General features: G+C 64.8%; 23 protein-coding genes. 17 read left to right on the top strand and 6 right to left on the bottom strand.

Annotated features, from left to right (window positions below):
- The first annotated feature begins 48 nt into the window (after positions 1 to 48).
- The 13 genes from WFK36_RS17090 (at position 49) to WFK36_RS17030 (ending at position 12,673) form a co-directional block, all read left to right on the top strand.
- A complete protein-coding gene (locus WFK36_RS17090; protein ID WP_336793132.1) occupies positions 49 to 1,047 on the top strand; it encodes an MlaD family protein in 999 nt (332 codons plus the stop codon).
- On the top strand, positions 1,044 to 2,048 hold the full coding sequence (locus tag WFK36_RS17085; RefSeq protein ID WP_336793131.1) for an MCE family protein: 1,005 nt from the start codon (positions 1,044 to 1,046) through the stop codon (positions 2,046 to 2,048). Before WFK36_RS17090 ends, WFK36_RS17085 begins: the two co-directional genes overlap by 4 nt.
- Positions 2,045 to 3,082 (top strand): MlaD family protein, encoded by a 1,038-nt coding sequence (locus WFK36_RS17080; RefSeq protein WP_336793130.1) that lies wholly within the window; start codon positions 2,045 to 2,047, stop codon positions 3,080 to 3,082. Before WFK36_RS17085 ends, WFK36_RS17080 begins: the two co-directional genes overlap by 4 nt.
- A 1-nt stretch (position 3,083) precedes the next feature.
- On the top strand, positions 3,084 to 4,217 hold the full coding sequence (locus WFK36_RS17075) for an MlaD family protein (RefSeq protein ID WP_336793129.1): 1,134 nt from the start codon (positions 3,084 to 3,086) through the stop codon (positions 4,215 to 4,217).
- A 41-nt stretch (positions 4,218 to 4,258) separates the two neighbouring features.
- The gene (locus WFK36_RS17070) at positions 4,259 to 5,212 is read left to right on the top strand and encodes an MlaD family protein (RefSeq protein ID WP_336793127.1); all 954 of its coding nucleotides are present in this window, start codon (positions 4,259 to 4,261) and stop codon (positions 5,210 to 5,212) included.
- 117 nt (positions 5,213 to 5,329) lie between these two features.
- Positions 5,330 to 6,166 carry an MlaD family protein gene (locus WFK36_RS17065; protein WP_336793125.1) on the top strand — a complete coding sequence of 279 codons (837 nt, stop codon included), beginning with the start codon at positions 5,330 to 5,332 and terminating at the stop codon, positions 6,164 to 6,166.
- 20 nt (positions 6,167 to 6,186) lie between these two features.
- A complete protein-coding gene (locus tag WFK36_RS17060; RefSeq protein WP_336793124.1) occupies positions 6,187 to 6,900 on the top strand; it encodes a hypothetical protein in 714 nt (237 codons plus the stop codon).
- Positions 6,901 to 7,019: 119 nt separating this feature from the next.
- Entirely contained in the window at positions 7,020 to 8,597 is a 1,578-nt protein-coding gene (locus WFK36_RS17055; protein WP_336793123.1) for a flavin-containing monooxygenase, read from the top strand.
- Entirely contained in the window at positions 8,594 to 9,451 is an 858-nt protein-coding gene (locus WFK36_RS17050) for an SDR family NAD(P)-dependent oxidoreductase (protein ID WP_336793121.1), read from the top strand. Before WFK36_RS17055 ends, WFK36_RS17050 begins: the two co-directional genes overlap by 4 nt.
- Before the next feature lie 13 nt (positions 9,452 to 9,464).
- Positions 9,465 to 11,054 (top strand): flavin-containing monooxygenase, encoded by a 1,590-nt coding sequence (locus tag WFK36_RS17045; protein WP_336793120.1) that lies wholly within the window; start codon positions 9,465 to 9,467, stop codon positions 11,052 to 11,054.
- A gap of 32 nt (positions 11,055 to 11,086) precedes the next feature.
- Positions 11,087 to 11,383 carry a hypothetical protein gene (locus tag WFK36_RS17040; protein WP_336793118.1) on the top strand — a complete coding sequence of 99 codons (297 nt, stop codon included), beginning with the start codon at positions 11,087 to 11,089 and terminating at the stop codon, positions 11,381 to 11,383.
- Positions 11,349 to 12,053 carry a TetR/AcrR family transcriptional regulator gene (locus tag WFK36_RS17035; protein WP_336793117.1) on the top strand — a complete coding sequence of 235 codons (705 nt, stop codon included), beginning with the start codon at positions 11,349 to 11,351 and terminating at the stop codon, positions 12,051 to 12,053. The genes WFK36_RS17040 and WFK36_RS17035 overlap by 35 nt, the downstream gene beginning before the upstream one ends.
- A complete protein-coding gene (locus tag WFK36_RS17030) occupies positions 12,050 to 12,673 on the top strand; it encodes a TetR/AcrR family transcriptional regulator (RefSeq protein WP_336793116.1) in 624 nt (207 codons plus the stop codon). Before WFK36_RS17035 ends, WFK36_RS17030 begins: the two co-directional genes overlap by 4 nt.
- A gap of 29 nt (positions 12,674 to 12,702) precedes the next feature.
- On the opposite strand, the gene WFK36_RS17025 is transcribed toward WFK36_RS17030, so the two are convergent.
- Both WFK36_RS17025 and WFK36_RS17020 read right to left on the bottom strand, forming a co-directional pair.
- Positions 12,703 to 13,278 (bottom strand): SRPBCC family protein, encoded by a 576-nt coding sequence (locus WFK36_RS17025; protein WP_336793479.1) that lies wholly within the window; start codon positions 13,276 to 13,278, stop codon positions 12,703 to 12,705.
- Positions 13,278 to 14,810 carry a flavin-containing monooxygenase gene (locus WFK36_RS17020; RefSeq protein ID WP_336793115.1) on the bottom strand — a complete coding sequence of 511 codons (1,533 nt, stop codon included), beginning with the start codon at positions 14,808 to 14,810 and terminating at the stop codon, positions 13,278 to 13,280. The genes WFK36_RS17025 and WFK36_RS17020 overlap by 1 nt, the downstream gene beginning before the upstream one ends.
- A 421-nt stretch (positions 14,811 to 15,231) precedes the next feature.
- On the opposite strand from WFK36_RS17020, the gene WFK36_RS17015 reads away from it, so the two are divergent.
- Positions 15,232 to 17,037 (top strand): ABC-F family ATP-binding cassette domain-containing protein, encoded by a 1,806-nt coding sequence (locus WFK36_RS17015; RefSeq protein WP_336793114.1) that lies wholly within the window; start codon positions 15,232 to 15,234, stop codon positions 17,035 to 17,037.
- Between the two features lie 85 nt (positions 17,038 to 17,122).
- Complete coding sequence (locus WFK36_RS17010) at positions 17,123 to 18,118, top strand: enoyl-CoA hydratase/isomerase family protein (RefSeq protein ID WP_336793113.1); 996 nt, start codon at positions 17,123 to 17,125, stop codon at positions 18,116 to 18,118.
- 70 nt (positions 18,119 to 18,188) lie between these two features.
- Here the strand turns inward: WFK36_RS17010 and WFK36_RS17005 are convergent, their stop codons facing one another.
- The 3 genes from WFK36_RS17005 to WFK36_RS16995 are packed head-to-tail and all read right to left on the bottom strand — an operon-like array spanning position 18,189 to position 21,490.
- Positions 18,189 to 18,815: a hypothetical protein gene (locus tag WFK36_RS17005; RefSeq protein ID WP_336793112.1), complete on the bottom strand. Its 627-nt coding sequence runs from the start codon at positions 18,813 to 18,815 to the stop codon at positions 18,189 to 18,191.
- A gap of 1 nt (position 18,816) precedes the next feature.
- The gene (locus WFK36_RS17000) at positions 18,817 to 20,430 is read right to left on the bottom strand and encodes a peptide chain release factor 3 (protein WP_336793111.1); all 1,614 of its coding nucleotides are present in this window, start codon (positions 20,428 to 20,430) and stop codon (positions 18,817 to 18,819) included.
- Positions 20,431 to 20,470: 40 nt separating this feature from the next.
- Entirely contained in the window at positions 20,471 to 21,490 is a 1,020-nt protein-coding gene (locus WFK36_RS16995; RefSeq protein ID WP_008380668.1) for a beta-ketoacyl-ACP synthase III, read from the bottom strand.
- 156 nt (positions 21,491 to 21,646) lie between these two features.
- On the opposite strand from WFK36_RS16995, the gene WFK36_RS16990 reads away from it, so the two are divergent.
- A complete protein-coding gene (locus tag WFK36_RS16990; protein WP_336793110.1) occupies positions 21,647 to 22,642 on the top strand; it encodes an ATP-binding cassette domain-containing protein in 996 nt (331 codons plus the stop codon).
- Positions 22,639 to 23,400: an ABC transporter permease gene (locus WFK36_RS16985; RefSeq protein ID WP_008380671.1), complete on the top strand. Its 762-nt coding sequence runs from the start codon at positions 22,639 to 22,641 to the stop codon at positions 23,398 to 23,400. Before WFK36_RS16990 ends, WFK36_RS16985 begins: the two co-directional genes overlap by 4 nt.
- 15 nt (positions 23,401 to 23,415) lie before the next feature.
- Here WFK36_RS16985 and WFK36_RS16980 read toward each other — a convergent pair whose 3' ends face one another.
- On the bottom strand, positions 23,416 to 24,534 hold the full coding sequence (locus WFK36_RS16980) for a beta-ketoacyl-ACP synthase 3 (protein ID WP_336793109.1): 1,119 nt from the start codon (positions 24,532 to 24,534) through the stop codon (positions 23,416 to 23,418).
- Positions 24,535 to 24,559: the final 25 nt, after the last annotated feature.

Raw genomic sequence — 24,559 nt, 5'->3', positions numbered from 1 at the left:
CTGTGGATTGATCCGGCCGGCCGCGAGCCTAGCGTGCCCGCCCTACGAATGATCGGACTGGGGATGACGGTGGTCCTCATCGCGGTCGGAGTGCTGCTCGGAGTCTCGTCGACCGATGGTTTCGCCGACAAATCCCACCTGACATTGGTCACCGACCGAGTGGGTGACGGGTTGGCCGTCGGAGCCGACGTCAAGTATCGCGGCTATCGGATCGGGACTGTCGATTCGATTGACGTGGAGAGCGACGGCGGACAACGAGTCGACCTCGCGATTGATCCCGGACAGTTCGGAGGTGTCACCGTGGATGTGGTCCCGGCATACTTCGCGCCGAACATGTTCGCGGGGACCGGCGTCGAACTGGTCCCGACCGGACACGACCCTCGGCCGGTTTACGACGGCCAGGAGATCAGGGTGGACGGCGGCAGTACGTCGTTGGGCACTCTGACGAGTGTGCTCGGCCGGGCCGGTCGACTTACCGCGACACTCGGTGACCCCGAAGTGTACAGAGCCGTGGACACACTGCTGCGATACTCGGCTCCTGGAATCCACGCGATAGGCGATGTGATGCCGTTGCTCCGGCAGATCATGGCGGACCAGCGGATGACGATAACTGAGGCGATGTCGGATCTAACGGCCAAGCTCGACGCGATCGGTCCGGCGGTGTTGCCTGCCTTACGAGTGGTCGACGGAGCCCTAGACCACACCGAGTACCTCGATCAGCCGAACGGTCTGCGTGACGTTCGAGATGCAGTCGACGGGCTGAGCAAGCGTCTCGTGGTGCCGCTTGGGAACATTCTGGGACGGAACCAGAAACCGTTGCTCGCTCTGATCAATCTTGGCCTGGATCTCGGTGTTCCAGTTGTCATGTCGCTCGGCACCATCCCTCAGGCCTACGCAAAGCTCACATCGTTGATTCGAGCGACCGGCGACGCGTTCGTCGTTCAGGACGACTCAAAGGTGCGATTGCTGGTGGACGTGTTGTTGGAAAAGGCGCCGCAGATCGCCACACCACTCTTGTCAACGACACCACGAGGGGGACGACGATGAAGTCAGCACGAAGGGCGACGTTGCTCGTGATGGCGTTTGTCATGCTCGTCGGCGCCGCGATGTTCGTGGTGGTGAGGGTAATGGTGGAGCCGGTTCCCGGAGACAAAGACCGCTACACCGCGATGTTCACCGACGTGTCCGGCTTGTTCGACGGCGACGCGGTACGACTCGCCGGTGTCGCGGTCGGAAAGATCGAGTCAATCGATTTGGACGGCGCGGCGGCCCGTGTCGTGTTCACTGTCGTGCGTGAGCATCGCCTTGATGACAACTCCGTGATCGCCGTGCGCTACCAGAACCTCCTGGGCCAGCATTACCTTGAGGTGATCCGTCGGCCGAGGCCGGGCGGTCCTCAGGACTCGGCGCACACGATCCCCGCCACTCGGACAGTGCCCTCCTTCGATGTCACCGATCTGTTCAACAACGTTCTGCCGCTGATCAACGACGTGGATCCGAAGATTCTGAACACATTCGCCGAGAACATCGGACTGCTCCTTCAAGGAGACGGTCGAGGGCTCGCGCCCGCAGCGAATGCCGTCAAATCGATCCTGAGCACAGTCAACCGGCGAGATGTGGTGATCATCGCGATGGTCGACAATCTGAACCGTCTGGCCGACCAGATCGGCGGGCGATCCGGCGACGTCGGAAAGCTGGTTGAACAACTCAATGCGTCGATCAGCAGGTTCACCACAAACGTCGAGGTCGTCAAGGAGTCGCTTTCGTACGGCGATCGAGTCCTCGTTCCATTCGTCGATCTGCTCGAGACTATGCAGGGAAGCTATGACGACAACTTCGGCCCGCTCGACGCCTTTTTTCGACGTGTAGTGCCGTTCACGCCTCAGACACTCGACGCGCTCGCATCGATTCCAGGCCTGCTGTCCTCGATCGCAGGAACCGATGCACAGGCGGCCTCGGCAACGTTCAGCTGCCGGAACGGTCGGTTGGACCTACCGGTGATCACCCGCGTGTTGATCGGTGGTCGAGATGTGGTGGTGTGCCGATGAAGGATCGGACTGCAGCAGAATTCGTCCGCGACATCATCGGGCTCGGTCGTCCCAGAGACGACGCTGAGGCGCGGCGCAATCAGATCGGGCTCGGACTCGCTGCCGTAGCCGTCGTGTCGATCATGTCGTTGGTACTCGGCTACTTGTATCTCCGACCTGTCGGCTACCGCCAGTACACGGCATGGTTCGTCAATTCGTCCGGAGTTCGGAGCGGCGATCAGGTCAGGGTCGCCGGCATCACCGTAGGCAGGGTGGACTCACTCGACATCGACGGAGACCACGTCCGAGTTGGATTCAGTGTGAAGCGAGATGTCGCGCTCGGATCTGAGACATCGATCGCAGTGAAGTTGTTGACCCCGGTTGGCGGGAGATTCTTACAGATAGCTCCGAAAGGGGACCGCCCGCTCGGCGGCGCAGTGATTCCGTCGGAGCGAGTCACCGGAACCTACGACCTTTCGACCGTGCTCGAACACGCGACCCCGAAGGCCGCGGCGATACAAGGCAAGAAGCTGCGGGAGATGATCGTGAGCATCCGCGAGGGGATGGATGCTCAGCCGATGCTCGGTCGCGATCTCTTGGACACCACCGACGACCTGACCACCAAGCTGGCTGCTCGATCGGATCGGCTGCACAACGCTCTGGCAGTGTCCGACGAGTACGTCCGTGCGACAGCGGGCGATCGCGAGATCCTATTCACACTTGTAGCGAGCCTTGGCCGGATCGGTACTGAACTCGGAGTGCGGCACGCGCAAGTTCGACGAGTGTTCAATCTGCTGAAGCGATTGTTCCTCTTTCTGGAGAGGCCGATTGTCGCGTACTCACAAGCGATAGAGCCGGTCGTCAACGATCTCGAAGCCATCCTTCACCGGGTGGAGCCGAGCGTTGCGAGGGTGGAGGCCAGCGTGGCGAGCGTGGAGGGAGCGCTCGCCACGGTCGATCGTCTCGTCAGTGGAGGCGGCGTGCACATCGACCAGGGTGAAGCCGTTGTCACAGGGATAAACCTGTGCGTGCCCACCGCGGAACGGGGTTGCTGAGATGACAACTGTCAACGAGGTGGACGTGGCGTCGGTTCGGCGTAGGCGACACGTTCTTGCATACGTCGGGATCTGCTTGGTCGGAGCGATTATCGCTGCAGTTGCAGTCGTCGTGTTGTGGAAGCCGGTGAGCAAACAACTCGTGACGCGACACATGTGCGCCGACTTCACCGACTCAGTCGGTCTTTATGTGGGTAACCAAGTGGCGCTGATAGGCCTGTCAGTCGGGCGGGTCGAGTCGATCGAGCCGCGCGACGGGGGTGTTCGGGTAAGGATGGCCGTTGAACGTGATCTGGAGCTGCCTGCCGATGTCGGAGCAGTTGTCATCGACAGCTCGATCGTTGCGGACCGTCGAGTGGAGTTCTCGGCTCCCTATCGGTCTGGTCCGCTGTTCGACGGTGGTCAGTGCATCCCGGTCGGTCGAACAAAAACACCCAGGGGAGTCAGCGAAGGGTTCGCTGCCGCGGACCGACTGCTCACGGATGTGCTCGGGCCCGACGCGAGCCTGCCGAGCTTGGGACGTACGGACGACCTCGCTCAGGTGATGAAGGGCGTGGATCGAAACTTCGGCGGAACTGAGAACGAGGTGGTCCGCATCTTGCAGAGAATGGTGGCTGCTCAGGGGGACCCGCAGCAAACCGACGCTCAGATCCGACGCCTGCTCGACAACAGCGAGACCTTGATGGCCGAGGCGAGCAGTCGTTGGCCCGATCTGGCACGGGTCATTGCGACGATCGACGACTCAGGCAGAGCGCTGACTGGCTTCTCAGAGGAGTTCGCCGGTGCCCTCGCCTCCGCGGTTCGTTTCGTCCCGGTCCTGGGTCGAAACCTGGACAGGTACGGCGACAGAGTTCTGTCGCTTCTAGACCTGGCCACGCCGTGGGTCCGGCTCCTGGCCCCGTTCGCGACTCGACTCGCGCAAGCCGTGGCCCAGTTGCCGGGACTCGCCACGGCGACGGATTCGCTGTTCGACGCGGAGACAGGGGCATTGCGTGTGCGGTGGACGCCGCCGGTCGTCTCGCTTCCGCGCGATGCGGCGCCGGGGGTGTGCGCGGTCCTCAGCAAGAGGCCGGACTGCGTGTCGAAGGCCCGAGCCGGCGAAGGTCTTATCTCAATGATTCTGGGGGCGGCATGAGGGCATTTCGATGGATCACGACGACTACGCTGATAGCGGCGATGCTGACGACTGTCGGGTGCGGAGCCATCACCGGCGGAGCGGACCGCTCGTCCTCCTACCGGATCTCCATCGAGTTCAGCAATGTCCTCAATATTCCTTCGGGTGCCCGCGTTCTGGTCGACGGCGTGCGGTCGGGGACGCTCGCCGACGTGACCCTGCGCGGTGACCTGGCTGTAGCGGACGTCGACATCGACCGGAACGTCCGACTGTCGACGAGTACACGGGCCGAGCTGCGTCAGGAGACTCTGCTCGGAGATCTGTACATCGCACTCACTACCCAGGGTGACCCGGCGGCCGAGACGGCGCTTGCGGACGGAGGCCGAATACCGCTCGACCAGACGTCACCGCCGGACAATGTCGAGACGGTGATGCTCAGCCTGTCGCAGTTTCTGAACGGGGGCCTGCTCGGCCGGATGCAGATGACTCTCGCCGATGTGAACGCCGCACTGCCGTCAGACAAGGGTGAACTGTCGGCCCTCACCAAGAACGCGGCGAAACAGCTGATCGAGGTCGGTCAGAACGCCGACCGACTCGATCAGGTGATTGTTCGCGGCTCTGGCATCGTTCAAACTCTCGCGGACAAGCGTGAGACGATCGAGAAGGCGTTCACAGTTGGACCCCGGCGGTTCGGGAAGATGCAGGAGATGTTCCTGTCACTTGTCGGTCTGATCTCTGACCTGCGCATCCTGACGAAGCCTGGCACCGCACTGCTCGCCGAACCGACCTATTCCGATGTGAAAGCGATGCTGTCGACCGTCGACCCGTGGCTCATGGAGATCGCGAATTCGGACCGGTCCTTCGGTGTGAACGCCGTAGCCGTACGTGACCTGATCACGCGGCGGATCGTCCCTTTCCTCTCTGGTGGAGGCGAGATCGACTTCACCCGGACCACCGACCTCCAAGGGCGCGCGACCGCGCTTACCGATGTGCTGCGCGGAATCGGGGTGGTGTGAGTGAACACGGGAAAGGGTTTGCTGGGCTGTGGTGTGTTGATCGGGGTGCTACTCGTCGCAGCGTCGTACATAGCGGTCGGGGTCCTGGGCCTTGATCCGCGAGAACGAACCTACTCGGTGACCGTGACGATGAACCAGACGTCAGGGCTGATGGCGACCTCGTCGGTCGCTATGCACGGTATGGAGATCGGCGACGTCGACTCGATTTCTACCGGCACGACGGGGGTCGCGGTGAAGCTTCGCATCAATGAGCGGTACCGGGTTCCTGCGGCGAGCCGCGCGATCGTTCAGAACTTGTCCGCCGCAGGCGAGCAGTACCTGGACTTCCGGCCGGACAGGTCTATCGGGCCATACCTGTCCGACGGCGCTGTGGTCCCGGCGTCGCAGGTCGACGACACGCCGACGATCGGTTCAGTGTTGTCAAAGGTGGACCGACTGGCCGAGCTCATCGACCCTGACGTGGTCATTCGGCTGGGTGTGATGCTCAAAGCAGTCACGGCCGACGAGTCGGTGTTGGCAGACGCCGCATCGACGGTTGAGCTGATGCGGGCGACTGTGCGTGACAAGACGCCGATCCTCGGCAGCATGTTCCGTCTGGGGCAGGAGTTCGACAGTCGAATCATGGCAATCGACGGTCCGGCCCGATTGGCCCCCCTGGGTGGGACTCTTGAACGACTTGGACCGGCTTTGAACTCGGTGTTGTCCAAACTCGGAGTTTTTGGCGCCATGAGTGCGAGGACAGATGCGTGGAACGGTCAGATCGGTCCGTTCATGGACGGACTGCTGACGAGGCTGTCGGTGCTGGTGCCGGAGTTTGGCGATATCGCGGCAGCGCTCTTGCCGGTGACCGGACAACTCCGAGGGATTCGAGTCGACGCAAATGCGTTCACCGAACTTTGGGGTCGTGCGTTTCCGCCGGGTGGCCCGATGCGCGTGGAAGTGACAGTCCGATGAGTGATGAGGAAGGCGTCGTGATGGTTGAAGATGTACAGGTGGCGGCGATCGAAGACAAAGTGGCGACCGAGAGCGTGCCCGTCCCGGACAAAAGGCGGTCGAAGAAGTCCCGACTCCGCGAGGAAGCGGCGCAGGCGCGCGCGGAGGTCCGCCGATGGCGACGCGTGTCGATCGGTGTGAGTGCCCTGGCGGCCATCCTGCTTGTCGCACTGGCCGCCGTCACCTGGAACCGGATGTCGACGGCGCAGGAGTTGGCCGACACTCGTGCTTCGGCGCAGTCCGGACGGGACGATCTGACCGCGGCCGCTGGCGCGGCGAACGCCTACGCGAAGAAGTCGTTGACGATCGACTCCACACGCGCTCGTGAATACGTGAAGGGGCTCGCGGAGGGGACGACCTCATCGTTCGGAAAGACGTTCGACCTTTCTGTGCAAGGTGCCGGGACGCTCACCCTCGAATTGATCCAGCAACTCAAGATGCAGTCGACCGGGGAGATCGCGTACACGCATTTCGACGGTGATGTGGAAGCACTGCCCGGTGACGGTCAGCCGTGGAACTTCGTGGTCACCGCCAAGCAGGCCGCGACGACCGTGCAGCAGCCTGAGCGCACCACGTCGGCGGTGATCCTGCGGGTGGTCGTCGTGCGCATTGACGGTCAGTGGTTGGTGTCGAGCTTTGCTCCCGACCCGAAGATTCAGGTGGATCAGGGAGTGGTCGTCCCCGGTCCGAAGTAGGCGACCAGGCCCGCTGTCGCACGTCATCGACGGGGCTCTTGAATTAATAGAACTGATATGTCAGTCTCAGTACGTTGAACACGTTTTCCCACGAGTCGGATCAATCGAATGGAAGAGCCATGGCAACACCGAATCGCCACCTCGTCGCCGTCATCGGTGCGGGCCCAGGAGGCATCTGCGCGTCGGTCCTGTTGAAGAAGCGCGGGATCGATGACTTCGTCATCATCGACCAAGGCGACGACTTCGGCGGGAGCTGGCGGGACAATCACTACCCGGGACTCGGCGTCGACGTTCCCGGATTCACCTACCAATACTCCTTCGCCCGGAACCCGGACTGGACCCGGATGTTCCCTACTGGGCCCGAAGTGCACCGCTACCACTGCGATGTCGCACAACGGTTCGGCCTGAACGCCCACGCCCGGTGGGGACGCAGGGTGGTGCGGGAGGAATGGGACGACGCCGCGCAGACGTGGGTCCTGCACCTGGACACCGGCGAGACCGTCCACGCGAAGTACGTCATCTCGGCGATCGGCGCCTACCTGCGCGCCAAGGACGATCCGGGGATCCCCGGCTACAGCGACTTCGCCGGTCACGTCCTCCGCCCGAATGCGTGGGACCACGACTACTCGTTGGACGGCAAGCGCGTCGGCGTGATCGGCACCGGCGCCAGCTCCGTGCAGATCACGCCGGCGATCGCACCGTTGGTCGATCACCTGGACGTGTACCAGCGGACACCGGTGTGGGCACTCCCGAAGCCGGACTTCGCGATGAACTGGTTCCTGCGAACCGGGATGGCGCTTCCCGGCGTCGGCCCTCTGCTGAGCGCGATCGCCAACATCGTCGTCGAGATCGGTCTGCGGATCGTGTACCAGACGCCGCGCCCGATCTTCAGATTCGGGGCGCCGATCTTCGATCGGGTGGCCCGCGCGGTGTACCGACGCTACCTACGGGCCACGGTCCACAGCGACGCGGCCCGAACCGCACTCATGCCTGACTACGGCCTGCTCGGCAAGAGGCCGACGCTGTCGAATCGGTTCCTACAGGCGTTCAACAGATCGAACGTCGGCCTGATCGACACGCCCATCGACAAGATCGTGGCCAACGGAGTCGTGACGGCCGACGGCACGCTCCGTGAGTACGACGCCCTCGTGATGGCCACCGGCTATCACCTGTTCTCTGATCCCGAAAGTTACGTCGAAGGAGCCGTCGTTGGACGCGACGGCTTCGACCTGGGGGTCTTCTACAACACCGAACGCCTGCAGGCGTACCAGTCGGTGGCCGTCCCGAAGCTCCCGAACCGGTGGATGCTCGTCGGGCCCTACTCCTGGATCGGCACCGGCTGGCACGAGCTGGTCGAGATCTCGTCGACCCACGCGGTGAACGTGATCGCCGCGACCGAGGCGCAGGGTGGCCAGTCGGTCGAGGTGACGGCAGAGGCGCACGACGACTACCACCGGATGATCCGGCGCAACGACGAGAACATCGACTACTACTTCACGACGGTGAACGCCGGGCTCCGGACGTACTACGTCAACTCGGCCGGTGACATGCCGTACATCAGGCCGACCAGTCTGTTCGGCGCACGCCGGCAGAGCCGCAACGTCGATATGTCCGCGTACCGAATCACGCGCAGCGACCGGTCATCGGCGGCCGCGGTCGACAGCGTCGATCGCGACAACACGGAGGTGTCGGCATGAAGTTCACGCCATTCACCGTGGACGGGGCCGTCGCGGTGGTGACCGGGGGCGCCAGAGGAATCGGTCTGGCGATCGCCCAACGCCTGGCGCGCGAGGGTGCGCGGGTTGTGATCGTCGACCTCGACGGAGCGGCCGCCGACGTCGCGGCGCGGGGAATCGTGGACGGCGACGCCGTCGGGATGAGCGTGGACGTGGGCGATCGGGCGGCGTTCGCCGCGCTCATCGACGAGATCGAGACGTCGATCGGACCGATCGACGTACTGGTCAACAACGCCGGGATCATGCCGGTCGGCGCCCTCATCGACGAGGAGGTCGGTGTCGCCGAGGCCGCGATGCGCGTCAACTTCTGGGCGCACTACAACTCGTACCGAACCTTGGCTCCGCGGATGATCGCCCGCGGTCGCGGCCACTTCATCAACGTGACGTCGGCGGCCGGCGGGATCCACTCGCCGGGCCTCGCGACATATGTCGCGACCAAGCACGCGGCGACCGGATTCGCGCGGAGCGCGCGCGAAGAACTCCTCGGCACCGGCGTCACCATCAGCGTCGTGATGCCGTCGGCGGTCAAGACCGAACTCGTGGACGGAATCCGATTCAGCTGGTGGGAGCGACTGGGGATCATCTCGCCAGATCTTGTCGCGCGACGAGCAGTCGCCACGCTCCGGCGTCGACCAGCCGTGATCGGTGCGCCCGCAGGCACCGTCCCGCTTCTGCGGCTGCATCCCTTCGTCCCCGAACCGCTCTGGCTCCTCGGCCGGAAGGCGGTCGGCGCCGATCGGACGCTCGAACCGATCGATCGGGTCGCGCGTGCGGCCTACGACGGACGCATCGAACAACAGATCACACACGAGTGAGGGAGTGACACCGATGGTGAGAAAGAAGAAGAGGACCGCCGCGCCGGATCGAGGTCCACGACCCGATCACGAGGTGATCGTGATCGGTGCGGGCTTCGGTGGGCTCGGCATGGCGATCGCGCTCGCACAGGCCGGTATCGACGACTTCGTCGTCCTCGACCGTGCGGACGGGGTCGGCGGCACGTGGTACGCCAACACCTATCCTGATGTGGCGGTCGACGTCCCCGGCATCGTCTATCAGTTCTCCTTCGCGAAGAACCCCGACTGGACTCGAACGTTTCCGAAGGGCGCCGAGGTCAGGCAGTACATCGACGACTTGGTGGTCGAATACCGGTTGGCCGCCCACCTTCGTCTCCGCCACGATGTGATCCTGCGCGAGTGGGACGAGTCGAAGCAGCTCTGGCAGGTCGGACTCGCCGACGGTCGAACCCTCACCGCGCGATTCGTGGTCAGTGCGATCGGTGCATTCGTCGAACCGCGGCTGCCCGACATCCCGGGACTCGACGACTTCGAGGGTCATGTGATCCAAACCCAGCGGTGGGACCACGAGTACGACTTCGACGGCAAACGTGCCGCGGTGATCGGGACCGGTGCGACGTCGGTACAGCTCGTACCCGCCCTCGCCGATCGGGTCGAGCATCTTGATGTCTATCAACGACGTGCAATCTGGGTGTTCGCGAAACCGGACTTCACGATCCCGCAGTTCATCCGAACCGCCTTCCGGATCGCCCCGTTCCTTCAGAGCCTTGTCCGCGGCGTGGTCGCGGCGGCAGTGGAGGTCGGCTTGGTCGGCATCACCGTCTACGGCAAGCAGGTCGCACCGCTGACACTGATCCCGAACTGGGCCTGCCGGGCCTTCCTGTTCACTCAGGTCCGCGACCGGAGTCTGCGTAAGCGACTGACTCCGACGTACGGATTCGGCTGCAAGCGGCCGAGTGTGTCGAACGTCTACTACAAGACATTCACCCGCCCACACGTCGATCTGGTCACCGACCCGATCGAGCGGATCACGCCGACGGGGATCCGGACCAGGTCGGGGGTCGAACGCCCGATCGACGTCCTCGTGCTGGCCACGGGGTTCGAGATGTCACAGAGTCCGGCACCGTATCGCCGGCGTCCAGTGCGTGGGCGGAACGGCTTCGACCTCGCCGACTTCTACGAGAACAGCCGGTCGAAGGCGTTCGAGGGCGTCTGCATGCCAGACCTGCCCAATCACTTCATGGTGTTCGGCCCGTTCGCGTGGAGTGGGAGCAGTTGGCACGTGATGGTCGAGAACGCCATGCGCATCACCACCAGGCTGATCACCGAATGCCGATCGCGCGGTGCGAGTTCGGTGGCGGTCACCGACGAGGCGAACGACGCCTTCTTCGACTTCATCTCCGAACGTGGAAAGGAGACGCTCATGCACGGACGTGCCTGCGTCGACGCCAACTCCTACTACATCGACAAGCACGGTGACTTCGGCTTCCTGCGGCCAACCACGGCGTACCAGTCCACGCGTGCGAGTAGGCGGCTCGATATGGGGGATTTCGCCTTCCAGTACGGGCCAGAGCGTCAGTCGCCGACTGAGGAGACCGGCCGACAAGAGGTGGTGAACCGATGACACGGTCCGGCGCTGCGGCGACGAGGAAAGTAATGCGGAAGAAGGTCGCGGACGCAGGACTGCGATCTGCAGGGGTGCTCATCGCCGCGTCTGGCGTGGCGCACTTCGTCGTTCCGTCCGTGTTCGTGTTCATCTCGCGCTGGTTGTTTCCGAAGGACACCAAGACAATGGTGCAGATCAACGGTGCCGCTGAGACTGCCATCGGTGTGGCCATCGTCAACCGCCGCACGAGGGTCTGGGGAATCCTTGGTCTGCTGGGGTACGCAGCGTACCTAGGGGATAGAGTGGTGCGCGATGTCATCAGACGAATCGGGGTCTCCCGTCGATAGTCGGCCCGCCCGCCGAGGCCGACCAAAATCGGTAGGTCTGGGCGAGCGACGTCGTGCCGAACTCACAGAGGCCGCGTATGAAGTCTTCTCCGAGTTCGGCTACGACGAGGCGTCGGTCAGCGACATCGCCAAACGTGCAGGAATGGGCCAGGGGACCCTCTACCGATACGTTGAGGGGAAAAGGGAGCTCCTGGATCTTGTTGTAGATCTGTGCATCGATCGGCTGATGGGCGCGATTGCGGTCGACGAGCTCTACGACGCTGTTCGAGGGTCTGATCCGGCGGTCGCAGGTCGGATCTTTCGAGATGTCGGTGACCGCCTGTACCGATTGGTTGACGATGATCCGCGGCTGCTGAAGATACTGACAGCTCAGGTCAGTGCTGTTGATCGGGAGTTCAGATATCGAGTAACAGGTTTGTACAACACGATCGATGGCGCGATCACACGATTGATCGGCGACGTCAGCGAGCGCGGATGGCTGACGATTGGCGAGGACAAGGCACCGGTGCTCGCAAGGATCGTTCCGTCGATGGGCACGCCGGGACTGCTGCTTGTTCTCACAGGCGACCGGGATACGCCGGCACGGCGTGCGTCCTATCTCGACACGGCCGTCCGAATTGAGCGACAAGGGTTACTCAAGCGGCCCGCAGGACCGGAGCCGCGGACATGACGGCGATGCGCACGCGCTCGGACGAACTGCTCGACGCGGCGTTGTCAGAGTTCGTCGCCGTCGGCTACGCGACGACCGGCGTCAAGGAGATCACGGCAAGCGCAGGCGTCAGCCACGGGACGTTCTACAACTACTTCGAGAACCGCCGCCAGATGCTGACAATCCTGGTGGAGCGTGAGTTCGCGGACTTCTTCACACTGCTCGACGACGTGGTGGCAGGCCTTCCGCGGCCGCTCACCGAGGAGTCGCTTCGGGACACGATGACCACCGCGACACGCGGAGTCCTCGACCTCGTGGCACGCAGTACCGACTCGTTGCGGTTTATTCTCATCGACGTCCCCGGAGTGGACCAAGACGCCCTGGACGGCCACCTCGACCTGTTTCGGCGGATGTCTGCCCGTTTCGAGGCGATCGTGACGGCCGGTGTCGAGGACGGGATCGTCGAGCCGACGTTGGACATGGAATACGCGGGCCAAGCGTGGACGTCGTGCGTGCTGGGTGCGATAGCGCCGATCGTGGTCGACGATCGCGAGACAGCGGACGCTGCGACCACGTCCGCTGTCATCGCCGATTTCTTGTTGTACGGATCGCCGACCGGAATCGAGGCACTCCGCGGGTGATCGGCGGTCGCGCTGTGCCTGCATGCAGGTCAGCGGTCGACGCCGCCGATCATGGTGGAGCGGACACCTTCGAGGCCGGTGCCGTGCTCTCGTCGAATGCCGCGGAGGCCGAACCGGAACACCTGTTGCATGATCGGCGTGAGCCATCGCTGTGGAAGCCAGCCGAGGAATCGCACCCGGACTCCCATCGTCCAGCGCAGGCGAGAGCCGCCGCCGGGGATCGGCTCCACCCGGTACTGCTCGCACCACGTTCCGAAGAACGGGAGGGTGGCGTCGGTCGCAGTGTAGACGAGGCGCTCGCCGGGCTCCCAGATCAGGATCTGTTCCCGCTGAGCATAGATGAGCCAGTGGTGGGCGAACATCTGGAAGTCGCGTATCACCCCCGGTTCCACCGCGTCGGGGTCCGGGTAACGGCACCCCCACACCGTGGGGAGCCACGACCACATGCGGTCCGACGAGACCACCGACCACAGGTCGGACGGTTCGATGTCGGGGAAGTCGTAGTCGACGTGAGTGCGGAACGGCGCCGTCTGAAGGAAGTCCGGGGCCGTCTCGGCGGTCACCGGCGCCGTGGCCGCGAAGCGGAGGCGGGCGAAGGGCTGCATCACTGTGTCACCTCGTCGCGGGTGTCGGCGAACGTGTAGTCGTCGCGGTCGAAGCAGACGCTGCGCTTGCGTGACTGGTAGATCGTCCACGGGCGGACATAGACCGCCTCGCCGTGCGAATTGACGAAGTACGTGTTCGAGCCGGCGCAGTGGACACCGAAGTAGTGCGCGAGGTTGGCGCCGCGTTCGACCATGTCGGTGTGGAATCGCTGCTGTGCATGCGGTGTCACTTCCACGCGAGTCGCGCCGCGCGTGCGCGCTTCGTCGAGTACCGCGGTGATATGGCGTACCGCGTTCTCGAGGATGTAGTGGAAGGCGGTGCCCGTCCACGAGTACGGGCCGACGAGCAGCCACCGATTGGGCACCCCGGCGACCGAGGTGCTGTGGTAGGCGCGCAGCCCGACGGTGTTGTAGTACTCGCCGAGGTCGAATCCGTCCGTACCGATCACCGCTCCCGCCCGATACGACTCTGGATCGGAGAACATCTCGTATCCCGTGGCGAGGATCAGCGCGTCGATCTGGTGCCGCACTCCGTCGGCGGTGACGACGGCGTCGGCTTCTATGTGATCGATCGACGTGGTGTGCAGCGACACGTTGGGTCGGTTGAAGATGGAGAGATATCCGCCGCCGAGGGTTCCCCGGGTGCATCCGGGCCCGTATCGGGGTCGGAGCTTGTCGCGGACCTCCGGATCTTTCACGCATAGTCGCAGCCAGAGGTCGTAGAGCGCGAGGCCGACGCGGTCGAAGACGGTCGCTCCGACTCGGAACAGCGGGGCAGGAGTGTAGATCACCGTGCGGAGGCCGATCTCGAGCAGGGCGAGGATCGCCTCGTGCAGCACACTGGACAGTCGCGGCACGCGCAGGGCGGCCTTCATCCATCGCGGTGTGCGGAAGTCGGGTTTGGGGAAGTACCACTGCGGAGTGCGTTGGTACACGTCGAGGTGGGCCGCCTGTTCGGCGATCGCCGGGGCGATCTGAACCGAACTCGATCCGACGCCGATCACGGCGACCCGCTTGTCGGCGAAGTCGTAGTCATGATTCCAGGCGGCCGGGATCATCGTGGTCCCGGCGAAGTCGCCGAGACCGGGGATGTCGGGCTTGTCCTTCGGATTCAGGTAGGCGCCGACAGCGCTCAACACGAACCGCGCGGTGATCGTCTGGCCGTCGGCCGCGTGCAGCACCCAGCGGTTCGCCGCCTCGTCCCACTGCTCCCGGACGATCTCGACGCCGAAGACGGTCTTCTTGTCCAGGCCGGCGTCGACGGCGAGGCCGACGTGGTAGTCCTGGATCTCGTCGCCCTTGGCGAAGAAGTTCGTCCAGTCGTGCTTGGGTGCGAACGAGAACTGGTAGGCGAGAAACGGCAGGTCTGCACCAACATTGGGGTACGTGTTGGCACGCCAGGTGCCACCCATGCCGTCGCTGCGTTCGATCAGCAGGATGTCGCTGATCCCCATCTCCTGAAGTTTGATGCCTGCGCATATGCCGCCGGCTCCGGCTCCGATGATGGCGACTTCGCAAGTGGTGTCATGCATCGCACTCAGTTCCTCTCAACTCTCGTACCTCTGACAACCAGCAAGCTATCATAGAACTGATGTATCAGTTCAACTAAATATGTCGAACCTGGAGGATTCATTGAGACGGAACGGATTCACGCGGGTGACGTCACCGGTATCGGCGGCTCGCCGGCGGTGTCGGACGCTACGCGCTAGCGGTGGCCGGTCGTGCGGTCGGAATTGGACGGATCGAGTTCATGGCAGTACCGGAATCGGTCGCCGTACGTGGGACGGATCAGCAATCGGCGTCGTCCCGCGGCGGGCGCTCCGAGGACGCGTGCGCCCGCCCGATACACTGGACGTCTGATCCGCAGGTCGTGTAAAGGCCGACCCTCCAGCGGAGTCCCGTCGGCGATCGATGACGCACGACGGTGCCAGACGAGACGAAGGACCGCCCCTGATGGCAGCCAATCCAGGCACCAACACGTCACTGATCACCGCCGAGAAGATCAGCAAGAGTCTCGGCATCCGTGCCCTGCTCGACGACGTCAGCGTCGGTGTGCACGAGGGGGAGCGGATCGGCGTCGTCGGCCTCAACGGCGGCGGCAAGACGACTCTGCTCGAGATTCTCGCCGGAATCACCGAGCCGGATTCCGGCCGCGTGTCCCGGGTCGGCGGAGCGGTCGTCGCGACCGTCACCCAGCGAGGCGAGATGCCCGAGGACCACACCGTCTCCGACGTGGTCGTGGGCGTCGGTGTGGCCGAGCACGAATGGGCGTCCGACGCCCGGATCCGCGGCATCTTGACCGGAATCGGCATCGACGGGCTGCTCGACCGCAAGGTGACCGAGCTGTCGGGCGGACAGCGGCGGCGCACCGCGCTGGCGGCGGCGCTCGTCACCGACGCAGATCTGCTGATCCTCGACGAGCCGACGAACCATCTCGACATCGAAGGCGTCTACTGGCTCGCCGAGCATCTCGTCAACCGACGCAGCGCGCTGCTCGTCGTGACTCACGACCGCTGGTTCCTCGACACTATCGCCACGCGGACCTGGGAGGTCCACTCGGGTCGGGTCGACGAGTACGAGGGCGGCTACAACGACTGGGTGTTCGCGCGCGCCGAGCGGAACCGGCAGGCCGATGCCGCGGAGGAGCGTCGTCGCAACCTCGCGCGCAAGGAGCTGGCGTGGTTGCGCCGCGGAGCGCCTGCCCGCACGTCGAAGCCGAAGTACCGCATCGAGGCCGCCGAGAAGCTGATCTCCGACGTCCCTCCGCCCCGCGACAGTGTCGCCCTGTCGGCGTTCGCTAAGCGCCGACTCGGCAGGGTCGCGATCGAACTCGAAGACGCGCGGCTGACCACGCCGTCGTCCGACGGCGAACCCGGACGAGTGCTGCTCGACGACACCACCTGGCGTCTCGCGCCCGGTGAGCGGATCGGCCTGGTCGGAGTCAACGGCTCCGGCAAGACCACACTTCTGCGAGCCCTCGCAGGCGACGTGCCGGTCGCGCCCGGCCGACGCATCGAAGGCAAGACCGTCTCGATCGGCTGGCTGCGGCAGGAACTCGACGACCTCGACGAGTCGCTGCGGCTGATCGAGGTGGTCGAGGCCGTCGCCGGTCACATCATGCTCGGCGACAAGGAGATCTCGGCGAGCCAGCTCTGCGAACGTCTCGGCTTCTCGCCCGCCCGCCAGCGGACGCCGGTCGGCGACCTCTCCGGAGGCGAGCGGCGTCGTCTCCAGTTCACGGCCGTCCTGATGAGCGAGCCGAACGTGCTGCTGCTCGACGAGCCGACCAACGACCTCGACATCGACACCCTGCAGCAAGTTGAGGACCTGCTCGACTCGTGGGCCGGAACGCTCGTCGTCATCAGTCACGACCGGTACCTCATCGAGCGGATCTGCGACTCGACGTGGGCATTGTTCGGCGACGGCAAGCTGACCAACCTGCCACGTGGAGTGGACCAGTATCTGGAACGACGAGCCGAGGACTCTCGCCCGGCTGCTCCGTCGAAGCCTGCCGCGACCGCGACGGCCCCGGCGACGAGCGCCGCCGAGCACCAGGCCGCGCGCAAGGAGTTCAACGCAGTCGAACGCAAGATGGAGAAGCTGAACACTCAGATCGCGAAACTGCACGAGAAGATGGCCGCTCACGACCAGAGCGACTACACCGGGCTCGGTGACCTCACCGCCGAACTCCACGCCGCACAGGCCGAAGTCGACGAACTCGAAGAACGCTGGCTGGAACTGTCCGAGCTAGTCGGCTGACCAAGTCGGGGGCGTGGCGCAGAACACGCCGGGATTTACTTGGACGCCCAACCATCGAGGGAGGGCCTGCGATAACGTGGCGGTCATGTCGTACATCCGCACCACCGTCGCGAACGGTGTCGGGGAGATCGTCCTCGACCGCCCGAAAGCCCTGAACGCTCTCGATCAGACGATGATCGACGACCTGCATGACGTCCTCGAACGCTGGGCCGACGACGACGCGGTCGAGACCGTGCTCGTCACGTCGGCAAGCGAGCGAGCCTTCTGCGCGGGCGGCGACATCCGCGCGATCCGAGACAACGCGATCGCGGGCGACGCCGCGGCCGTCACCAAGTATTTCGCGAGCGAGTACCGCGTCAATCAGATGATCGCCGAGTACCCGAAGCCGTACGTCGCACTGATCGACGGCGCCGCGATGGGCGGTGGGCTCGGCATCAGCGTCCACGGTGAGATCCGCGTCGTCACCGAGAAGGCGCTCATCGCGATGCCCGAGACGGCGATCGGGTTCTTCCCCGACGTGGGCTCCACCTACTTCCTGCCGCGACTGCCGCGTGGAGTCGGCATGTGGCTCGGCCTCACCGGCGCACGTCTGCGAGGCGCGGACGCCGTCGCCGTCGGGCTTGCGACGCACTATGTCCCGTCGGCCGAACTCGGGGCCGTGGCCGACGCCATTCGCTCGGGCGAGGGCCTCGCCGCAGCGCTGGCGGATCACCGTGATCCCGTTGAACCCACGCTTCCGCTGACAAAGATCGCGGACTACTTCGGTGACACGAGTGTCGACGCGATCATCGGCGGCCTCCGAGGTGCGGTCGGCGACGAGTGGGCGACCGAGATGTTGACGCTTCTCGGATCGGCGTCACCGACCAGCCTGTTCGTCACCGCGAAGCTCATCGAGCTCGGCACGACGTCGTCGTTGGCGGAGTGCCTCGAACGTGAGCTGTCGACCGCCGAGCGGATCACGGCGCATCCCGACTTCGCGGAAGGGGTTCGCGCGGTGCTGGTGGACAAGGACCGCAACCCGTCGTTCACTCCTCGCACCATCGAGGAGATCGACCCCGCCTCCATCAGCGAGATCGTCTAGCGTGCTAAGGGGCGATTCGGTGTCACCAGATGACACCGAATCGCCCCTTAGACGTCAGTAGACGTCGACGTCAGTAGACGTCGAAACGCCCGGACAGGACGGCCGTGGCGGGCGGGGGAGAGGCCGGCGGGTCGTCGAAGGAGACGTCGTCGGACGGGTCGAACGGGTTCGCCGTCTGAGCGAGAGCCTGCGGGCACGCGAACCGCCCGGCCGCGCGACGGGAGTTGCTCACCGTCAACGTCAATGCGCAGGTCGGCGACGTGTAGTAGACGCCGTCGATCGACACACCGACCGTCGCGTTGATCGGATGGTCGAGCCGCCCGAGCGGACGAGTGTCGGGGAGTTTGCCGCCCGCCAGGTCGACGGCGCGGAACTCCACCTGGGTGCCGTCGCCGCGCCCACCGGAGAAGTAGTACAGCAGCGAGTCCGGCGGAACGTCGATGTTCGCGTTGCCCCATTTGGCGAACTGGACGCATCGCTCGCCGCGGCCGTCTCGGATCTTGATGCGGACGGCGCCGCGCGTGAACCGGAGGTCGTAGCCGAGTCTGTCGATCTTCCCGGTCGGCGTGGGCTCATCGCACTTCTCGGAGGCCAGCGCCTTCGCGGGCCGCGGAGCAGGCGGTTCGTCGACGGCCGCGTTCGTCGAGCAGCCGGTCAGCAGGAGTGCCGCAGCGACGACCGCAGCGAGACGTCGCACGTCAGTCGGCCGCGGCGACGAGCGGCTCGAGGTGGAGGTCCTTGTGCTCCTTCTCGATGTACTGCAGGCGCCACTTGTCGCTGAACAGTGCGAGGATCGCACCGTCGCTCCGCGTGAACACCTCGACGCCGCGCTGACGATTCAACTCGGCGACACTGGCCTCGTCGGTGCGGCGGGCGAGTGCGTATCCCAGCGGCTCGATGATGGTGTCGACGTTGAACTCGGCCTTCATGCGCGCCGTGACGACCTCGAACTGCATGGGTCCGACAGCGGCGAGCACCGGCGAGGCGTCGCCGCGGATGTCGTTGCGCAGCACCTGGACCACACCTTCGGCATCGAGCTGGTCGATGGCCTTGCGGAACTGCTTGTACTTGTCGGCGGTGGTGACGCGCAGCGACGAGAAATGCTCCGGCGCGAACGACGGGATCGGCGGGTACTGGACCTTCGGGTCGAGATACAGCGTGTCGCCGGGGGCGAGGGTCATGGCGTTGACCAGACCGACGACGTCCCCGGGGTATGCGGTGTCGACGGTGGCGCGGTCTCGGCCGAAGACGGCCTGCGCGTACTTGGTCGCGAACGGCTTGCCGGTCTGGGCGTGGTTGACGACCATGCCGCGCTCGAACTCGCCCGACACGATGCGCATGTATGCGAGCCGGTCGCGGTGCGACGAGTCCATGCCAGCCTGGACCTTGAACACGACGGCGCTGAACGGGTCGGTGACCTCGCGCGCGACGCCGTCGATCGACTCGCGTCCGCGGGGCGGCGGAGCGAACTCGACAAGCGTCTCCAGCAGCTGGCGGACGCCGAAGTTCAGCATCGCCGAGGTGAAGATCATCGGCGACGTCTGACCTGCCAGGAACATCTCCTGGTCGTGGTCCTGGCCGAGTTCGGACAGGAGTTCGCTCTCCTCGGCGGCAGCGGTCCACGCGTCGCCCTCGGCCTGGGCTGCCGCATCCGCGTCGAGCAGTTCCTCGGGCGCGATCTTGGCGCCGCCCGCGGTGCGCGTGAACTTCACATAGTCACCGGTGCGACGGTCGAGCAGTCCGCGGAAGTCGCCTGCGATGCCGACGGGCAGGAACATCGGGGTCGGGATCAGACCGATGCGTTCGCTGATCTCGTCGATCAATTCCAGCGGCGTCTGACCGGGACGGTCCCACTTGTTGATCACGGTGATCACTGGGATGCCGCGGTGGCGACACACCTGGAACAGCTTCAGCGTCTGCGGCTCGAGGCCCTTCGCGGCGTCGATCAGCATGACCGCGGCGTCGACGGCGGTCAGCACGCGGTAGGTGTCCTCGGAGAAGTCCGAGTGGCCCGGAGTGTCGACCAGGTTGATGACGTGCGGGAAGTCCTTGTCGTCGCCGGTCGCCTCGCACGCGTACTTGAACTGGAGCGCCGTCGAACTGACTGAGATGCCTCGGGCCTTCTCCATCTCCATCCAGTCGGAGACGGTGGAGCGTCGTCCGCCTTTGCCGTGGACGGCGCCCGCCTCGCTGATCATGCGGGCGTGCAGCGCCAGCGCCTCCGTCATCGTCGACTTGCCCGCGTCGGGATGGGAGATGATGGCGAACGTACGACGGCGCTTGACTTCGCGCCCGATGACCTCGGAACTCACCCGTCTACGCTATCGGTCCGCAGGCAGTGGCAGCAAAATGCTATTCGAAGGGAATCGGGGGCATCGTGACGACCTGGGCGGCGTAACTGAGGCCTGCGCCGTAGCCGAGCAACAGCGCGGTGTCGCCAGGCTTGGCCTGCCCGGTCGACAGCATCTGCTCCATGGCCAACGGAATGGACGCCGCCGACGTGTTGCCGGTGTTCTCGATGTCGTTGGCGACGCGGGTGGTCTCCGGGAACTTCAGGCTGCGAGCGAGCAGATCGTTGATGCGCGTGTTCGCCTGATGGGGGACGAACACGTCGATCTCGCTGGCGTCGACCTTCGCCACGTCGAGCGCGCGTTGCGCGGCCTTGCCCATCTCGAACGCCGCCCACCGGAACACCGCGGTTCCCTCGAGACGCAGGTAGGGGCGTGCCGAGTGATCGTCCTGATCCATGTACGAGATCCAGTCGATGTCCTGGCGGATCGCGTTGAACTGCGTGCCGTCGCTGCCCCACACGACCGGTCCGAGACCCTGCTTCTCGCTCGGACCCACGACCACGGCACCTGCACCGTCGCCGAAGATGAAGCAGTTGGTGCGGTCGGTCATGTCCATCGTCACCGACAACTGTTCGGCGCCGACGACAAGAACGTTGGTCGCGCTGCCGCCGCGGACCATGTCGGAGGCCAGTGAGAGGGCGTACCCGAAGCCTGCGCAGCCGACCGTCACGTCGAAGGCCGGCACACCGTTGGCGCCGAGCTCGGTCGCGATCTTCACCGCGCCGGCAGGCGTCAGTAGGAGGTGCGTGTTCGTCGCGAGGATCACTGCGTCGATGTCCGCAGGCGACAGCAGGGCGTTCGCGATCGCGGTGCGTCCGGCGTTGACGCCCATCTCGACGACCGTCTCGTCGCGCCGAGCGAAGCGACGCGACTTGATTCCGGTGCGGGTGAAGATCCACTCGTCGGACGAGTCGATGTTCGCGCAGATCTCGTCGTTGGTGACGACGCGTTCGGGCCGGTAGGCGCCGATGCCGAGCATGGAGATGTTCTTGATGCCGACTGCTTCGTGAAGGTCCACCATGGGACGACTCCTTCGATCACGGGTGCTTCATCTGTGGGCACAGCTCTTTCCACAGTCTCATGTGACCCCGGTTACCCGAAAGTATCGAATGGAATTGTCGGTGCCTTCGGGTAGACACAGAGGACAACCTTCACCCATGACAGCGAGAGGCGTCACATGATCCATGCCAGAGGTCTGGTCCAGACCTTCACGACAGGCAGAGGGAAACAGGCGAAGGAGGTGCGGGCAGTCGACGGCGTCGATCTCGACATCGCCGAGGGAGAAGTCGTCGGATTCCTCGGGCCGAACGGCGCAGGCAAGACGACGACCCTGCGAATGCTGACCACACTGCTGCGGCCCACCGCAGGCACCGCGACGGTGAACGGATACGACGTGCTCACGCAGTCGGTGGACGTCCGCCGCAGCATCGGGTACGTCTCGCAAGCCGGATCGACGTTCTCCCAGGCGCTCGCGGGCGACGAGGTGAGCGACCACGGACAGCTGTACGGCATGAGCAGGCGAGACGCCGTCGCCCGCGGCAAGCGGCTCTTCGAGGAGCTGCAACTCGACGGACTCTGGGATCGCATGCCCAAGAACATGTCCGGTGGACAGAAACGTCGCCTCGACATCGTGATGGGACTGATCCACGACCCGACGCTCGTCTTCCTCGACGAACCGACCACCGGCCTCGATCCGCAGGCGCGAGCCAACTTGTGGGAGCACATCTCGAAACTCCGGACCGACCGGGGTGCGACGGTCTTCCTCACCACGCACTACCTCGACGAGGCGGACGCGCTGTCCGACCGGATCCTCATCATCGACAACGGGCGCATCGTCGCCGCAGACACTCCCGACAACCTGAAATCGCAGGTGTCGGGCGACCTCGTCCGACTCGAGTTCGACGACACCGCACACGTGCCGGGTGTCGCTCAACTGCTCGACGGCGTCGGCTCGGACGTCATGGTGGACGGCGGCGCAGTCAGCGCTCGCGTCCGCGGATCGGCGCGGATCGTGCCGGGACTGCTCCGCGACCTCGAATCGCGGGGCGCGACGCTCGACTCGATCGAGATCGTCAAACCCACCCTCGACGACGTGTTCCTCACCCTTACCGGACGGTCGTTGCGCGACGAGACGTCCACGCCCGACGCCGCAGACCAGGAGACCGCACAATGAGCTTCTTCACCGAGTCGTACATCGTCTTCCGTCGTCAGTTGCGAATGAACTTGCGCAACCCGGCGTGGGTCCTGATCGGCATCATGCAGCCGGTGATGTATCTGGTCTTGTTCGGACCGCTTCTGAAACCGTTGGTGGCTCAGTTCCCGGGTGCAGGCGACAACGCGTACACGTTCTTCGTCCCGGGCCTGCTGGTGCAGCTCGGGATCTTCGGTGCGATGTTCGCCGGTTTCAGCCTCATCGGCGAGTGGCGTGAAGGCGTCATCGAGGCCGAACGGGTGACTCCGGCCAGCCGTACGGCGCTGCTGTTCGGCCGAATTCTGCGTGACCTCCTGCAACTGCTGGTGCAGGCGTTGATCCTCGTGGGTCTCGGTTACGCGATGGGAATGCGTGGTCCGGTCGGCGGAGTGATCGTCGGACTGGTCATCACCCTCCTCGTCGGCGGAGCGTGCGCCGCCGCGTCGAACGCTCTCGCGCTGACCACGAAGAGCGAAGACGTGATGGCGCCCGTGATCAACATGGTGATGATGCCGATCCTGTTGCTCTCGGGCATCCTGCTCCCGATGACGATCGGCCCCGATTGGCTCAAGCGAGTCAGCGACTTCATTCCGTTCCGCTGGATCACCGACGCCGTGCGCAGTTCGTTCCTCGGCGATGTGCTGACGACGCAGGTTCTCTGGGGACTCCTTGCGTCCGTCGTCCTCAGCGCTCTCGCCGGCTGGTGGGGGACGTCAGTGTTCCGCAAGGAGAACGCCTGAAGTCGAAAGGTCCGATCAGCTGATGCGGAGGTGCTTTGCGAGGGGGCCGGGGACGGCGTCGTCGAGGCCGTCGAAGCTGGTCACCTTCGGTGCCGGGGGCATCGTGACGACGCCGCCCGCGTAGGAGAGGCCTGCGCCGAATCCGAGGATCAGGGCGGTCTGGCCGCCCTGAGCCTTTCCAGTCGCGAGCATCTCCTCCATGGCGAGCGGGATCGACGCGGCCGACGTGTTGCCGGTGTTCTCGATGTCATTGGCCATCGGCAGATCGTCCGGGAATCCGAGGTTCTTCTTCATCAGCTCGTTGATGCGTGCGTTCGCCTGATGGGGGATGAAGACCTCGATGTCGTCGACACCCGCGCCCGACTCGGTGAGCATCGTGGTCAAAGCCTTGGGGAGAGTGATCGCGGCCCAGCGGAACACGCGGGGACCCTCCATGCTGATCACCAGACGTCCGACGGGGTCGGTCTCGGGATCCTTGCCCTGGTACTCCACGGCACGAGCCATGTACTCGACGGTGTCGCGGTTCTGGCTGATCGCCTCCGCGTTGTCGCCGTCGCTTCCGGACACCATCGGGGAGATGCCGTTCACGTCACTCGGGCCGACGACCACCGCGCCCGCACCGTCACCGAAGATGAAGCCGGTGCCGCGATCGGTCACGTCGAGGCCGACGGACATCGTCTCCGCGCCGATGACGACCACATAGTTCGCGCTGCCTGCGCGGATGGCGTCGGCGGCGACGCCGAGTGCGTATCCGAAGCCGCCGCATCCGGCGGAGACGTCGAACGCGGAGATGCCGTTGATGCCGATGTCGGAGGCGATGATCGGCGCGCCGTGGGGCACGTTGTAGGGCCAGCTGCTTGCCGCGAGGATCAGCATGTCGATCTTCTCGCGGTCGACTCCGGAGTTGGTGATCGCGCGCTCGGCTGCGGCGGCCGACATCGACCGCATCGTCTCGTCGCCGCTGATCCATCGGCGGTTGTGGATGCCGCTGCGCTCGAAGATCCACTGGTCCGACGAGTCGAGCACGGTGCACAGTTCGTCGTTGGTCACGAGCCGCTTGGGTCGGTACGCGCCGATGCCGAGCATCGCCACATTCGGATGTCCCGAGGGTGTCACCAGGGTCGCCACGTGCATCGTCCTTCTGTAGAGCGCAGGGTTG

Origin of the sequence: Gordonia malaquae, assembly GCF_037148075.1 — a bacterium.
In the GTDB taxonomy this organism is placed as follows: Bacteria; Actinomycetota; Actinomycetes; order Mycobacteriales; family Mycobacteriaceae; genus Gordonia; species Gordonia malaquae.
This window is presented reverse-complemented; position numbering and strand designations above follow the sequence as displayed.

What these genes read in the sequence shown, in the direction of transcription:
- WFK36_RS17075 (WP_336793129.1), top strand. Translation starts at nt 3,084, where the DNA reads ATGACAACTGTCAACGAGGTGGACGTGGCGTCGGTTCGGCGTAGGCGA.
- WFK36_RS17040 (WP_336793118.1), top strand. Translation starts at nt 11,087, where the DNA reads ATGCGGAAGAAGGTCGCGGACGCAGGACTGCGATCTGCAGGGGTGCTC.
- WFK36_RS17090 (WP_336793132.1), top strand. Translation starts at nt 49, where the DNA reads ATGATCGGACTGGGGATGACGGTGGTCCTCATCGCGGTCGGAGTGCTG.
- WFK36_RS17030 (WP_336793116.1), top strand. Translation starts at nt 12,050, where the DNA reads ATGACGGCGATGCGCACGCGCTCGGACGAACTGCTCGACGCGGCGTTG.
- WFK36_RS16985 (WP_008380671.1), top strand. Translation starts at nt 22,639, where the DNA reads ATGAGCTTCTTCACCGAGTCGTACATCGTCTTCCGTCGTCAGTTGCGA.
- WFK36_RS17035 (WP_336793117.1), top strand. Translation starts at nt 11,349, where the DNA reads ATGTCATCAGACGAATCGGGGTCTCCCGTCGATAGTCGGCCCGCCCGC.
- WFK36_RS17085 (WP_336793131.1), top strand. Translation starts at nt 1,044, where the DNA reads ATGAAGTCAGCACGAAGGGCGACGTTGCTCGTGATGGCGTTTGTCATG.
- WFK36_RS16980 (WP_336793109.1), bottom strand. Translation starts at nt 24,534, where the DNA reads ATGCACGTGGCGACCCTGGTGACACCCTCGGGACATCCGAATGTGGCG.
- WFK36_RS16990 (WP_336793110.1), top strand. Translation starts at nt 21,647, where the DNA reads ATGATCCATGCCAGAGGTCTGGTCCAGACCTTCACGACAGGCAGAGGG.
- WFK36_RS17080 (WP_336793130.1), top strand. Translation starts at nt 2,045, where the DNA reads ATGAAGGATCGGACTGCAGCAGAATTCGTCCGCGACATCATCGGGCTC.
- WFK36_RS17055 (WP_336793123.1), top strand. Translation starts at nt 7,020, where the DNA reads ATGGCAACACCGAATCGCCACCTCGTCGCCGTCATCGGTGCGGGCCCA.
- WFK36_RS17070 (WP_336793127.1), top strand. Translation starts at nt 4,259, where the DNA reads ATGCTGACGACTGTCGGGTGCGGAGCCATCACCGGCGGAGCGGACCGC.
- WFK36_RS17025 (WP_336793479.1), bottom strand. Translation starts at nt 13,278, where the DNA reads ATGCAGCCCTTCGCCCGCCTCCGCTTCGCGGCCACGGCGCCGGTGACC.
- WFK36_RS17010 (WP_336793113.1), top strand. Translation starts at nt 17,123, where the DNA reads ATGTCGTACATCCGCACCACCGTCGCGAACGGTGTCGGGGAGATCGTC.
- WFK36_RS17015 (WP_336793114.1), top strand. Translation starts at nt 15,232, where the DNA reads ATGGCAGCCAATCCAGGCACCAACACGTCACTGATCACCGCCGAGAAG.
- WFK36_RS17045 (WP_336793120.1), top strand. Translation starts at nt 9,465, where the DNA reads ATGGTGAGAAAGAAGAAGAGGACCGCCGCGCCGGATCGAGGTCCACGA.
- WFK36_RS17050 (WP_336793121.1), top strand. Translation starts at nt 8,594, where the DNA reads ATGAAGTTCACGCCATTCACCGTGGACGGGGCCGTCGCGGTGGTGACC.
- WFK36_RS17020 (WP_336793115.1), bottom strand. Translation starts at nt 14,810, where the DNA reads ATGCATGACACCACTTGCGAAGTCGCCATCATCGGAGCCGGAGCCGGC.
- WFK36_RS17060 (WP_336793124.1), top strand. Translation starts at nt 6,187, where the DNA reads ATGGTTGAAGATGTACAGGTGGCGGCGATCGAAGACAAAGTGGCGACC.
- WFK36_RS16995 (WP_008380668.1), bottom strand. Translation starts at nt 21,490, where the DNA reads ATGGTGGACCTTCACGAAGCAGTCGGCATCAAGAACATCTCCATGCTC.